This is a genomic window from Sphingomonas sp. (assembly GCF_051962185.1).
Lineage (GTDB): Bacteria > Pseudomonadota > Alphaproteobacteria > Sphingomonadales > Sphingomonadaceae > Sphingomonas.
Window position 1 is genome coordinate 1 of the sequence record NZ_JBQCCN010000333.1, and the last position, 12,657, is coordinate 12,657.

Below are 12,657 nucleotides of genomic sequence, written 5' to 3' on the forward strand. Positions count from 1 at the left end.
GTAGGAGTCTGGGCCGTGTCTCAGTCCCAGTGTGGCTGATCATCCTCTCAGACCAGCTAAGGATCGTCGCCTTGGTGAGCTTTTACCTCACCAACTAGCTAATCCTACGCGGGCTCATCCTTGGGCGATAAATCTTTGGACTTACGTCATCATTCGGTATTAGCACGCCTTTCGGCGAGTTATTCCGAACCCAAGGGCAGATTCCCACGCGTTACGCACCCGTGCGCCACTAGACCCGAAGGTCTCGTTCGACTTGCATGTGTTAGGCATGCCGCCAGCGTTCATTCTGAGCCATGATCAAACTCTCAAGTTGATGTACCGCTCTGGCGCCGGTGGAATGACCGACGTCGGAGCAGCTCATTTCAAGGAGCCGTTCCTGCACAAAAAATCTTACATGGTGTGTAAGAGACATATAGGAACGGCTTGGTTTGTCCGAGTGACTGACGCCTTGAAACGTCAGACCCGGGGCCGCCGCCCACATGTCCCTTCATCTAGACTAACAATGTCAAAGAGCGCAAAAGACCGACGCCCCAGCCTACCCCTTTTTCTCGGGGCGACCTTGGCGCCTGGTTTTTGGTGACCGTCGAAGCGAACCGTGTGGCTCACCGCGTCGGTGGAGCCCATCTATGCTCGGGTCGTTGGACCGTCAACGCCTTTTTGCATTTTTATTTCAAAAAAGTCGGAAACCCGCAGAAATCCGCCGTTTTTGAAGGCTCGCCGCCCTGCCGCCCTGGCCGGGACAGATCATGGATGTGGCTCCAACCCCCTCGAATCACGCCGGAGAATCGCGTGAATCGGATGAAACGCGCCGTCCAACCCCGAAGATCCGGGCGCAGAATCGGCGAATCCTCCAATTCCGGGGCCGGGATTCGGCCTCGGCGCGATTCGCGTCCTCGGATCGTCACACGGCGACAGCGCGATCAGACCGCCTGGATGTAGTTGCGCAACGCCTCCGCATCGGCCTCGATCTTGTCGATCCGGTATTTGACCAGGTCGCCGATCGAGACGAAGCCGACCAGCCTGCCCTGCTCGACCACCGGCAGATGACGGATGCGACGCCGCGTCATCAACGTCAGCGCCCCCAGCGCCGCCTCGTTGCGCGTCACGGTGATCGCCGGCGCGGTCATCGCATCGCCGACCGAGCGGTCGAGCCCGGCCGCGCCGTGCGCCGCCACGCAATGGATCACGTCGCGTTCGGAGAAGATGCCGGCGACCTGGTCGCCCTGCATCACCGGCACCGCGCCGATCCTTCGCTCGGCGAGCAGCTTCACGGCATCGGCGACGGTATGGCCGGTCGTGAGCGTCACGACCTCACTGCCTTTGGTGGCCAGGATCGTTGCGATCGTCATGGCGCGACTCCTCATCCCTAGAGGCCCTTGAGCTTTTCACGAAACGGGCCAGATGGGAAGCATGTCCGACCAACCTCATGGACTGGGCGATCCCGATTACGCGGCGTTCGCCTGGGCGCGGTACCGCCGCCTGCTCGGCTGGATGGCGCTGGCCGCGGCGATCGTCGTCGCGATCGCGATCGGGCTGCTCGAATTCTGGTACGGTCCCTTGTCCTGGGTGGCGATCCTCGCGGCGGTCGGCGGGTTCGGCGGCACGATCATGATGGCGGCGGCGCTGATGGGACTGGTGTTCATGAGCTCGGGCACCGGGCACGACGAGGATGTCGACACGTTCTGACTCCGATCACGGCGACCAGTGACGGTCGCGAGTCACCGTGTAACCCAATGTCGCCGTCCCGTTCGCGGGCACCGTCGTCGTCCACAGCGGCGCGCCATCCTTCTTGCCCAATTTGTCGGTGGCGCCGCTCAGGTGCTCGCGATCGTACAGGTGGAGTTTCGCCTCGTAGCCCACCGGCCAGGGCTGGTCGTTGGTCACGGTCAGCAGATAGCGCGTCCGCCGCGGACCGCGATCGGTCCCGGTCACCGACGCCGACACGCTTTGCGGCCGCCCCATCCGGAACTCGACCACCTCGTCGACCGCTTTGTCGTCGATCGACGACTGGCCGACCACCAGCAGCGTGCCCCCCGCCTCCGCCAGGACCGATGCCTTGCCCGCCGGCATTGCCATCCCCAATCCGTTCGCCGCGTCGTTCTTGCCGCGCAGCATCAGCACCGTACTGGCATTGTCCCGAACGACATCACTGACATAGACCGGCGCGAGCTTCACCGCGCTCTTGCTGAGCATCGCCACTTGCTTCTGCGATTGCGAGGCGACCGTGACCCGGGTCGGGAAGCGATAGAGTTTGAGATCGCCCAGTGCCTCGGCCGTCGCCAGCTTCGCAGGGGCCATCGCCCGGTTGGCGGTGACGACGATCCCCATCGGTTCGGGCGCGGGCGGCGGAGGCGGTGGGGGCGGCGGCGGTGCGGGCACGGCATCGGCCGAAAACATGTTCTCGCTCTCGAGATCGCTGTAATCGGGCATCGGCCAGCAACTCAGCTCGTAATAGCCGATCACGCCCGGCGAGCGCGGACCGTAGCTGTTGCCCGGATTGCGATGGGGTTTGCCGGCGACGACCTGGGTATCGGCATCGACGAAGCTCGTGACGTCGGTCGAGGCGAGCGTGATCCAGGCGAACAGGTCGGCGCTACGCCCGTCCTGGCGCATCGCGATGACGTAATCGGCCTGCCAGTCGAACCCGCCGGCAAGATAGGAAAGGGTGAGCGTCACCTTGCGTTCGGCTCGCGCTGTCGTTTTCACCGACAGGGTCGGTTTTGCCGACAGCCCCTGGGGCACACCGTCATAGACCAGAGTCTCGGGCAGGCCCGAGCAGCGCAGATCGCCATAGGCGCCGCCGAATTGCAGCACCGCCGCGCCCATCGATGACGAGCGCAGGGTGGCCTGCAGCATCGTCACCTTGCCGGTAGCGGGATTGGTGCGCCGGACGATCACGCGGCGCCCCAGCGCGTGGTCGAACAGCGAGCGCGGCGACAGCAGATCGGCGTCGAGATTCTTCTCCTCGACGCCATCGGGCAGCCCGGCGACCAGCGCGCTTTCGGGCAGGATGTTGCCCGCCACGCCTTCGAACCGGATCACCGCCGGGCCGGCGGGAAGAGTGACGGTACGCGTCTCGGTGATCAGCGCATAGCCTTGGGGGGCGCTGCGATCGATCGCCACCGAGGCGTCGCGATCGGGATCGCGATAAAGCGTGACCGACACCGTATCGGGGCCCGCGGAAGTGACGACGGTCTGGGCGCGTACCGGCACGGTGACGAGCAGCGCGATCGGCAACGCGAGGGGCCATCGCAACCAGGCGGCGCGCATCGCGCGGACTCCGCCGTCAGTACCGGGTATCGAACGAGACCGTCAGCACGGTCGAGCCGTTGGCCGGCACCGGCACGTGCCAGACGCGTTCGTCGAGCGAGCGCTGCTCGCCCTTGATCGTCTCGCTGGACACCCGGGTGTCGTGCCAATAGCCGCGATCGAGCCCGGCCTGGACCAGATCGACAGTGACCGGGTCCGGGCGGGCATTGGTCACCGTATAGCTCATCGTCGTGCGCCAATAGGTGACTTGGTCCTCGCGCTGGATCGTGGTCGGCGTGCCGCCGTCGACCGAGATGCGGAATTTCGCGGTCCGCTCCCATTCGTTGCTGTCGATCTTCTCGCGCTTCTCGATCGTCGGCTTGATCTTGACGTCGAACGCGTCGCCGGTGCGGATCGCCAGGGTCGAGCCCATCGGCGTATGATCGATGCGGTTCTCGCCGACGAATTGCGGCTGCCCCTTGGCGTCGCGGATATAGACGCGCACCGTGCCCGCGGGCAGTGCGTCGCCGAGCCCGCCTTCCCGCGCGCTCGAAAAGCTCAGCACGGTCGTGGCGCTGCGCGGGTCGCTCGACGAATCGTACCAATTGTTGCGGTAGAGATAGAGCTTCTTCGCCGGCACGCCGCCGACCGACAGGAAACTGACTTGCTTCTGCTGGTTGGGCGCGATCGTGATTCGCCGACCGACCGGGTAGAGGTAGAAGTCGCCGATCCGCCCGCGCGCGGCGCTCTCGGTTCCCGGCAAGGTCCCGGGCGCCATGCCGGCGCTGCCGCTTCCGCCCTGCCCTGGCGCGCCCGCGACCAGCACCGTGTCGGCATTGACGAACGCGACGTTGGTTTCGTTCTTCAACGTGACCCAGCCCTGGACATCGATCGTGCTCTTCGCTTCGTCGAACAAGGCGACATAATCGGCGTCCCAGCCGAGCCCGCTGGTCAGATAGCTGAGCGTTGCCGGTCGACTGCCCCCACTTTGGGTCTCGAGCGAAATCGACAGCGTCGGGCGCGCGCGCAGATTTGGCGGCAGCGAATCATAGACGACGCGGACCGGCAGGCCGTCGTCGCGCAACACTTCGATATTACTGCCGATCTGAAGCACGACGCCGCCATTCGCCGCGAGCACCTTGGCGCGTTCGCGCGTCTCGACCCCGGTCGCCGGATTGGTACGAACGATGGTGATCGTCTGGCCGACCGCCTTCTGAATCAGCGCGCTGGGCGACAGCAGATCATAGTCGAAATTCTGCTCGAGGATCGTCGCGCCGTCGATCGACAGTCGCACCGTCTCCGGCCGGATGCGGTCCGAGACGTCGGGAAATTCCTGGCGATTGGCCCCATTCGCCAGCGTCAGCTTGCGCGTGTCCTGAATCAGCGCCTGGTCGTTATTGTAGATCGTGACCGAGACGTCGCCTTGCGCCGAAGGCTGCGGCGCGCTTTGCGCAAAGGCCGCCGCGGGCGCCAGCAACAGGATCGAACCGGCCAATACGCGCATCATCATCCCTCCCCTGTTCGACGGCCAAGCTAACCGCTTGGCGCGCGAACGGAAGCCGGAAAACGTGGGGCAAAGCCGCGATCTTGTATTCATTCCGGAGGAAGTGGCGCGTCGAGAGGTCCGCGCTGTGGTAGACAGGCGTTGCCTTCACCCCGACCGTCATCCCGGTCTTGTGCCGGGATCCGCCGGGCAACGCAGTCATGCCATTGGTGATTGAGACCGCGGACGCACGGAGCGGATGCGACGCCGTTCCAATCAGCCCCTACCTTTTCCCCGAGGCCCGGCAGCGTTCGAGCGAGATCGTGCCCCCCCCCCCGGACACGATCTTGGCTTGCCGGGGGCAAGCCAAAGCTCGAACGGGCACAAGGCCAGGGTGACGATGAAGGGCGAGGCAAAGGTGGGGAAAGCCGCAACCGGGTACGCTCAACGCGCCGGCGCCAAAAACAAAAACGCCTGGCCGAACGGATCGGCCAGGCGTCTCCATGTCGCCATCCCAGCGAAACCCAGGATCTCAAATGGTCGAAATACGCCACGAGACCCCAGCTTTCGCTGGGGTGACGGCTGCATTCATTCGGCGGCGTCGGCAGCAGGCTCGGCGGCGGCAGCGGCACGCGGCGTACGGCGGCGGCGCGGCTTGGGCGCCTCTTCCGGCTCCGCCTCGGTGCCGGCCGAGATGCCGAGCGACGGGGGCAGCAGCGATGCGTCGAAGGTCTCGCCTTCGCTCGCTTCGACCACGCGCGGTTCGCGGCGCGGGCGCAGACCACGACGCGGCGAGCGCGCCGGTTCCGCGGCCGACTCGGCGGCTTCCGCCGCTTCGTTGCCGTTCACCTCGTCGGTGTCGTTGTCGGCATGACCGTTGACGTTGCCATTATAGCGATTGCCGCGATCCTCACGACCTTCGCGCTGGTCGCGATTGCCGCGATCTTCACGATTGCCGCGGTCGTCGCGGTTGCCGCGATCGTCACGATCGTTGCGATAGCGGCTCTCGCGGCGCGGCTGCTGCTCCTGGGTCTCGCCCTCGGCGCCGTCGTCCTCGAAGCCCTCTTCCTCGTCGTCGAACGCCTCGTCGCGCCCGCGGCGTTGCTGGTTCTGTTCTTCGAACCGGCTGCGATTCTCGGCCAGGACGCGGAAATAATGGTCCGCGAACTGGAGATAATATTCGGTGTTGACGCGATCGCCCTGACGCTGAGCCTCGGCGGCGAGCGCCTTGTACTTCTCGTAGAGCTGGTTCGCATTGCCCCGCGCGCGATTGTCGATGCGGTTCCCGTTATTGCCGCTGGGATTGCCGCCACCCTGGCGCTGGCCACCACGGCCGCGACGGCGGCCGGCCTGACGATTGATGTTCAAAGTCCTGTGGTCCTTGTGTTCAAAACAAACCCGGCCTTGCTCCAAGTGGATGCAAACCCCACGCGCCGTCCGCGCCTCGGCCTGAATTCAGACGTCGGCGCGAAAGGCCTGTCACGGCCGCCGGACAAGCGGCCTTATGACGAAGGATTGGGCAGGCCCGCGAAATCAACTACTTGTCGGTTGAGATCGTCTGCCCCTCGCGCTCAATAGCGGCTGCGGGGCGTTTGTCCAAGAAGAAATATGTAACCGGAGTGTGACGGTTTCAAGGTGTGACGACAAGGCATCGGTCGCGCCCGGCCAGATCGCGGCGGATCGCGACCTCGAGCCCCTGGTCGCGCAGCAACGCCGAAACCGCGCCGGCCTGGGTCGCCCCGATCTCGATCGCCGCCATCCCGCCCGGCGCGATCAGACGGGGAAGCTGGGCGGCGACGACGCGATAATCGTCGAGCCCGTCGGCGCCGGCGAACAATGCGGTCGGCGGTTCGTGCTCGCGCACTTCCGCCGGAAGCTGCTCGTCGGTCGCAATATAGGGCGGGTTGCACAGAACGAGGTCGAAGCGCTGGTCGAGCCGCTCCGCCCAATTGCCCAGCCGCCAGGTCGCGCGCGCCGCCAGGTCGAGCCGTTCGGCATTGCGGCGGGCATAGGTCAGCGCTTCATCGGAGACGTCGATGCCGAGCCCGGTGGCTCGCGGCCATTCGGCCAGTGCCCCGAGCAACAACGTACCGGGGCCGGTGCCGAGATCGAGGATCGTCTTCGGCGCAGCGCCGGCGAAATGCTCGATCGCCGCCTCGATCAGCGTCTCGCTGTCGGGGCGTGGGATGAGGACGCCGGGACCGACCGTGAGACTGACCGTCCAGAAGTCGCGGGTGCCGGTGATCTAGGCGACCGGCTCGCGAGCAAGGCGCCGGTCGATCAGCGCGGCGAACGTCTCAGGAGCGGAATCGCCGAGATGGCGCAACAGCAATTGCTCGCGCGTCGCGCCGAACGCGTGCGCCATCAGCAATTCCGCATCGAGGCGTGGGGTATCCGAAACGCCAGAGAGGCGCTGCGCCGCCTCCGCAAGCGCCGCCCTAACTCCCCTCCCGCTTGCGGGAGGGGCTGGGGGAGGGCTTGTCACAGCATGTGGGGAGGAGACACGCCCTCCCCTGGCCCCTCCCGCAAGCGGGAGGGGAACTTAACCATCGAGCGTCGCCAGGCGCTCGGCCTCGTCTTCGGCGATCAGCGCGCCGATCAGTTCGTCCATGTCGCCCTCCAGGATCTCGGGCAGGCGATGCAGCGTCAGGTTGATGCGGTGATCGGTCACCCGCCCTTGCGGGAAATTATACGTCCGGATCCGCTCCGAGCGGTCGCCCGAGCCGACCATCGCCTTGCGCGTTCCCGACCGTTCGGCCGCCAGCCGCTCGCGCTCCGCTTCGTAGAGCCGCGTCCGCAGCACCTTCAGCGCCTTGGCCTTGTTCTTGTGCTGCGATTTCTCGTCCTGCTGGATCACCACCAGCCCGGTCGGCAAGTGGGTGATGCGGACCGCCGAATCGGTGGTGTTGACCGACTGCCCGCCCGGCCCCGACGAGCGATAGACGTCGATCCGCAGGTCCCGGGCCTCGTCGATCTGAACGTCGACCTCTTCCGCCTCGGGCAGCACCGCCACGGTCGCCGCCGAGGTATGGATGCGCCCGCCGCTCTCGGTCACCGGCACGCGCTGGACGCGATGCACGCCGCTTTCGAACTTCAGCTTGGCGAACACGCCCTTGCCCTCGACCGAGGCGACCACTTCCTTGAAGCCGCCCGCTTCGGAGGTCGAGGCCGAGATCAACTCGACCCGCCAGCCCTGCCCTTCGGCATAGCGCTGGTACATGCGGAACAGGTCGCCCGCGAACAGGCTGGCCTCGTCGCCGCCGGTCCCGGCGCGGATCTCGAGCATCGCCGCGCGTTCGTCGGCGGCGTCGCGCGGCAGCAGCGCCAGCGCCAGCGCACGCTCGGCCTGGGGCAGGGTCGCGCGGATCTCCTCGATCTCCTCGCGCGCCATCGCCTTCAATTCGCCATCGGCAGCGTCATCCTCGGCCATGTGGCTGAGCGTCGCGAGCTCGGCGCGCAGTCGCCGCACTTCGCCCGCCGCCTTCGCCACCGGCTCGATCTCGGCATATTCCTTCGACACCTGGACGAAGCGGTCGCCCGACAGGTCGCCGGTCGCCATCAGCGCCGACAATTCGTCCCGCCGCGCCTCGATCTGCGCGATCCGTTCGGGGGAGATGGACGTCATGCCTGCCCCGCCGCCAATCCTTCAGGCCCCTTTGTCAGCGCCAAAAAGGTATAAGTCGCGCCGGCACCCGGGAGCAGCGCTTCGGCCAGCTTGCGCTTCACCTGCTCGCCGGTCTTGAGGTCGCGCACGGCGATCTCGCCATTGGCCAACTCGTCGTCGCCGACGATGATCGCATGGCTCGCACCGGCCGCGTCGGCACGCTGCATCCGCTTCTTGAGATTCCCGCGATACGCCATGTCGCAATAGATGTTGCGACGGCGCAGATCGGCGATGAGGTTCGTGCAGAAGGCTTCGGCCGCCTCGCCCATCGGAATGATCACGAAGTCGAGCCGGTCGCGATGCGTCACTTCGATCAGCATCGCCAGCCGCTCGACGCCAGCCGCCCAGCCCACGCCCGGCGTGTGCGGCCCGCCGAGCGCCTCGATCAGCCCGTCATAGCGCCCGCCCGCGAGCACCGTGCCCTGCGCCCCGAGCCGGTCGGTGACGAATTCGAACGCGGTGTGGCGGTAATAATCGAGCCCGCGCACCAGCCGACTGTTGCGCGTCCATTTCACGCCGGCGGCATCCAGCCCCTTCGTCACCTTCTCGAAAAAGGCGCCCGCCTCGCTGGTCAGGTGCGCGTCGATGTCCGGCGCGGCATCGGCGATCGGCCGGTCGCGCGGGTCCTTGCTGTCGAGGATGCGCATCGGGTTCTTGTCGAGCCGGACGAGGCTGTCCTCCGACAGCTCGCTGCGATGCTTCTCGAAATGCGCGACCAGCGCCGTGCGCCACGCATCGCGCGTCTCGGCATCGCCCAGCGTATTGAGTTGCAACGTCACCCCCTCGGCGACGCCGAGTTCGTGGAGCAACTGATCCGCCAATGCGAGCAATTCGACGTCCGCCGCCGGCTCCGCCGCGCCGATCACTTCGGCATCGATCTGGTGGAACTGGCGATAGCGCCCTTTTTGCGGGCGCTCATAGCGGAACACCGCGCCCGAGGTGACGAGCTTGAGCGGGGCATATTGCTGCCAGCCCTCAGTCAGATAGGCGCGGCAGATGCCCGCGGTGAATTCGGGGCGCAGTGTCACCGAATCGCCGCCGCGATCCTCGAACGTGTACATCTCCTTGGAGACGACATCGGTGGTCTCCCCGATCGAGCGCGCGAACACCTGGGTGTCCTCGAACACCGGGATGTCGACCCGCTGGAAGGCGTAGAGTTTGCGAACATGGTCGAACGCCTCGAGCACGCGGGCGAACCGCCGCTGCTCGTCGCCGAAAATGTCCTGGGTGCCCCTGATGGGCCGGGGTGTCTCGATCCGCGCCATGTTGGCGGCGCTCTCTAGTAGAGGCGCACGCGCTACGCTAGCGTTTCGTCATGGCAAGAATGCATCTCGGTCATCACCTGGCGCCGCCACGCTTCATCGCCTTCGTCGCGATCTTCATCGCCGGCCTGTTCCTCGCCATCCCGGCGCAAGGTTGGGGACGCGGCGCGATGATCGCCTTCGATGTCGCTGCCATCATCTTCCTGGCGATGATCATGCCCCTGTTCCGGCAGGGTGGCGCGGACCAGATGCGCGCCGCCGCGCAACGCAACGACGCCAATCGCGCTTTCCTGTTGCTGCTGACCGTCGTCACCTCGACCGTCATCCTGGTCGCGGTGGTGACCGAGAAGCTCGAAAAGGCTACGCCCTTCACCATCGCGCTGGTGCTGGTGTCGCTGGTGCTGGCCTGGACCTTTTCCAACACGATCTACGCGCTCCATTACGCGCATCTCTATTATCTGCCGGCGGAGGATGGCGAGGACAGCCGGGGAATCGACTATCCCAATTGCGACGACCCCGATTATTGGGATTTCGTCTATTTCAGTTTCACGCTCGGCATGACCTTCCAGACCAGCGACGTCGAGATCAGCAGCCGTCGTGTCCGCCGCATCGTCACCGGTCATTGCCTGGCGGCGTTCGTGTTCAATCTCGGCGTGCTCGCCTTCACGATCAATTCGATCGGCGGCGGCTAGACCCTTAGATTCGACCAATTCCGTAACGTTGGCCACTTTACGACGGGTGTATCGCCGTCCTAGGACACGCGCGCACATCAAAAAGGGGTCCCCTCCATGCTCCGTCGCGCAGCTTTTGCCGTCCTCCTCGCTTCCTCCGTCGCCACCGTCGCGCTCGCCGAAAATTCGAAGCCGCAACCGGTCCCGGTCGTCAACACGATCCCGGCCTCCGTCGACAAGCCCTATCCCGGCACGCTGACGCTCGACATCGACGCCACCGACACGATGCGCGGCATCTATGTGATCAAGGAAGTGATCCCGGTCGCGGGCAGCGGCGAGATGGTGCTGGCCTATCCGAAATGGGTGCCGGGCGGGCACACCCCGCGCAACGAGATCGACAAGGTCGTCGACCTGCACATCACCGCCAACGGCAAGCCCGTCGAATGGAAGCGCGACCCGGTCGAGGTCTATGCCTTCCACCTCGACGTGCCCAAAGGCGCCAAGTCGATCGAAGTCACGTTCAAATACGTCACCTCGACCAAGCCCGACCAGGGCCGCATGATGGTCACCCGCAATCTGGAGAGCATCGAGCCGATCGGCCTCAGCTTCTATCCGGCGGGTTATTTCGTGCGGCAGATCCCGATCCGCATGACCGTGAAATACCCCGAAGGCTGGTCCGCCGCTTCGGCGCTCAATGCCAAGGTGACCGGCTCGACCTATGTCTATGAGCCGACCAATTACGAGATCCTGCTCGACAGCCCGATCCTGGCCGGCCGCTATTACAAGAAGTGGCCGCTCAGCGAGCGCGTCAACCTCAACGTCTTCGCCGACACCCAGAAAGAACTCGATTCGGCGACCCCGGCGATGATCGACGCGCACAAGCGCCTGGTCGAGCAGGCCGTCCGCACCTTCGGCGCGCAGCATTACGACCATTACGAATTCCTGCTGTCGATCTCGAACGAGCTCGGCGGCATCGGCCTCGAGCATCATCGCAGCTCCGAGGACGGCACCCGGATGGGCTATTTCAGCGAATGGGAGAACAATGCCGGCGCGCGCAACCTGCTGCCGCACGAATATACCCATAGCTGGGACGGCAAGTTCCGCCGCGGCGCCGACCTGTGGACGCCCGATTACCTCTATCCGATGCGCGACAGCCTGCTCTGGGTCTATGAGGGCCAGACGCAGTTCTGGGGCTATGTCCTTCAGGCGCGCTCGGGCCTGGTGTCGAAGCAGGACACGCTCGATTCCTATGCCATGATCATGGCCAATTACGACAATACGCCGGGCCGCAACTGGCGCCCGCTGATCGACACCACCAACGACCCGATCATCTCCAACCGCCGGCCCAAGGGCTGGACCAGCAACCAGCGCTCCGAGGATTATTACAACGAGGGCCTGCTGGTGTGGATGGAAGTCGATTCGATCCTCCGCCAGCAGTCGAAGGGCAGCAAGTCGATCGACGATTTCGCGCACGCCTTCTTCGGCATCAACGACGGCGACTGGGGCGAGGTGACCTATACGTTCGACGACGTCGTCGCGACGCTCGACAAGATCCAGCCGTACGACTGGCGCGGGTTCCTGACCAAACGGCTCTACGCGGTCGGCGAACCGGCCCCGCTCGGCGGGTTCGAGCGCAACGGCTACAAGCTCGTCTATACCGACGTGCAGACCGGGATCGGCAAGCAGGCCGAACGCGCGCGCAAGATGGCCGATTTCTATTATTCGCTCGGGCTCCAGATCGGTGCCGACGGTGCCTTTAGCCAGGTGCGCTGGAACAGCCCCGCGTTCGACGCCGGCCTGACCAACGGCGATACCGTGATCGGCGTCAACGGGCTGACCTATACCGACGAGCGCCTGAAAGCGGCTGTGACCGAGGCCAAGACCGGCAAGGAGCCGATCACGCTGACCGTCAAGGGCGGCGACGAAGTCCGCACGGTGAGCATCGACTATCATGGCGGCCTGCGCTATCCGCACCTCGTGAAAACCGGGACCGGGGAGAGCGGTCTCGACCTGTTGCTCCAGCCCCGCTGAGACGGGGCGGCGCGCGACGCCATAAGGGAACGAAATGCGGATCGATCTGATACCGGTCGGGGATAACCCGCCCGAAAGCCTGAACGTGATCATCGAAGTGCCGGTCGGCGGCGAGCCGGTGAAGTACGAGTTCGACAAGAAGTCGGGCGCGCTCTTCGTCGACCGCATCCTCCACACCCCGATGCGCTATCCGGCCAATTACGGCTTCGTTCCGCATACCCTGTCGCCCGATGGCGATCCGCTCGATGCCTTGGTCATCGCGCGGTCGCCGTTCGTCCCCGGCTGCGTCGTCCGCGC

At 65.4% G+C, this 12,657-nt stretch carries 10 protein-coding genes, 1 rRNA gene and 1 pseudogene; 4 read left to right on the plus strand and 8 right to left on the minus strand.

The features are described from left to right. Together ACTHJR_RS20285 and ACTHJR_RS20290 are read right to left on the minus strand one after the other, a co-directional pair. A 16S ribosomal RNA gene (locus ACTHJR_RS20285) occupies window positions 1-313 on the minus strand; the annotation flags it as partial. 607 nt (window positions 314-920) lie between these two features. After that, window positions 921-1,349: a CBS domain-containing protein gene (locus tag ACTHJR_RS20290; RefSeq protein ID WP_440525235.1), complete on the minus strand. Its 429-nt coding sequence runs from the start codon at window positions 1,347-1,349 to the stop codon at window positions 921-923. Window positions 1,350-1,410: 61 nt separating this feature from the next. On the opposite strand from ACTHJR_RS20290, the gene ACTHJR_RS20295 reads away from it, so the two are divergent. Continuing rightward, entirely contained in the window at window positions 1,411-1,686 is a 276-nt protein-coding gene (locus ACTHJR_RS20295; protein ID WP_440525236.1) for a hypothetical protein, read from the plus strand. 6 nt (window positions 1,687-1,692) lie between these two features. Here ACTHJR_RS20295 and ACTHJR_RS20300 read toward each other — a convergent pair whose 3' ends face one another. From ACTHJR_RS20300 to hisS, 6 genes and pseudogenes are all read right to left on the minus strand, one after another. Next, window positions 1,693-3,270 carry a DUF4139 domain-containing protein gene (locus ACTHJR_RS20300; RefSeq protein WP_440525237.1) on the minus strand — a complete coding sequence of 526 codons (1,578 nt, stop codon included), beginning with the start codon at window positions 3,268-3,270 and terminating at the stop codon, window positions 1,693-1,695. Between the two features lie 16 nt (window positions 3,271-3,286). Further along, window positions 3,287-4,759, minus strand: a complete 1,473-nt coding sequence (locus ACTHJR_RS20305; protein ID WP_440525238.1) for a DUF4139 domain-containing protein — start codon at window positions 4,757-4,759, stop codon at window positions 3,287-3,289. Between the two features lie 561 nt (window positions 4,760-5,320). Further along, complete coding sequence (locus tag ACTHJR_RS20310; RefSeq protein WP_440525239.1) at window positions 5,321-6,100, minus strand: DUF4167 domain-containing protein; 780 nt, start codon at window positions 6,098-6,100, stop codon at window positions 5,321-5,323. A 262-nt stretch (window positions 6,101-6,362) separates the two neighbouring features. Beyond that, window positions 6,363-7,217, minus strand: a pseudogene (gene prmC / locus ACTHJR_RS20315) (peptide chain release factor N(5)-glutamine methyltransferase). 57 nt (window positions 7,218-7,274) lie between these two features. Further along, window positions 7,275-8,357 (minus strand): peptide chain release factor 1, encoded by a 1,083-nt coding sequence (gene prfA / locus ACTHJR_RS20320; protein ID WP_440525240.1) that lies wholly within the window; start codon window positions 8,355-8,357, stop codon window positions 7,275-7,277. Continuing rightward, complete coding sequence (gene hisS / locus ACTHJR_RS20325) at window positions 8,354-9,661, minus strand: histidine--tRNA ligase (RefSeq protein ID WP_440525241.1); 1,308 nt, start codon at window positions 9,659-9,661, stop codon at window positions 8,354-8,356. Before hisS ends, prfA begins: the two co-directional genes overlap by 4 nt. 50 nt (window positions 9,662-9,711) lie before the next feature. Between hisS and ACTHJR_RS20330 the strand changes: the two genes are divergently transcribed. From ACTHJR_RS20330 to ACTHJR_RS20340, 3 genes are all read left to right on the plus strand, one after another. Next, a complete protein-coding gene (locus ACTHJR_RS20330) occupies window positions 9,712-10,350 on the plus strand; it encodes a DUF1345 domain-containing protein (protein WP_440525242.1) in 639 nt (212 codons plus the stop codon). Window positions 10,351-10,446: 96 nt separating this feature from the next. Continuing rightward, window positions 10,447-12,360, plus strand: coding sequence for a M61 family metallopeptidase (locus ACTHJR_RS20335; protein ID WP_440525243.1), 1,914 nt, complete (start codon window positions 10,447-10,449; stop codon window positions 12,358-12,360). Between the two features lie 34 nt (window positions 12,361-12,394). Next, the coding region (locus ACTHJR_RS20340; RefSeq protein WP_440525244.1) for an inorganic diphosphatase at window positions 12,395-12,657 on the plus strand (263 nt) is incomplete at its 3' end.

What these genes read in the sequence shown, in the direction of transcription:
- ACTHJR_RS20290 (WP_440525235.1), bottom strand. Translation starts at nt 1,349, where the DNA reads ATGACGATCGCAACGATCCTGGCCACCAAAGGCAGTGAGGTCGTGACG.
- ACTHJR_RS20295 (WP_440525236.1), top strand. Translation starts at nt 1,411, where the DNA reads ATGTCCGACCAACCTCATGGACTGGGCGATCCCGATTACGCGGCGTTC.
- ACTHJR_RS20300 (WP_440525237.1), bottom strand. Translation starts at nt 3,270, where the DNA reads ATGCGCGCCGCCTGGTTGCGATGGCCCCTCGCGTTGCCGATCGCGCTG.
- ACTHJR_RS20305 (WP_440525238.1), bottom strand. Translation starts at nt 4,759, where the DNA reads ATGATGATGCGCGTATTGGCCGGTTCGATCCTGTTGCTGGCGCCCGCG.
- prfA (WP_440525240.1), bottom strand. Translation starts at nt 8,357, where the DNA reads ATGACGTCCATCTCCCCCGAACGGATCGCGCAGATCGAGGCGCGGCGG.
- hisS (WP_440525241.1), bottom strand. Translation starts at nt 9,661, where the DNA reads ATGGCGCGGATCGAGACACCCCGGCCCATCAGGGGCACCCAGGACATT.
- ACTHJR_RS20330 (WP_440525242.1), top strand. Translation starts at nt 9,712, where the DNA reads ATGGCAAGAATGCATCTCGGTCATCACCTGGCGCCGCCACGCTTCATC.
- ACTHJR_RS20335 (WP_440525243.1), top strand. Translation starts at nt 10,447, where the DNA reads ATGCTCCGTCGCGCAGCTTTTGCCGTCCTCCTCGCTTCCTCCGTCGCC.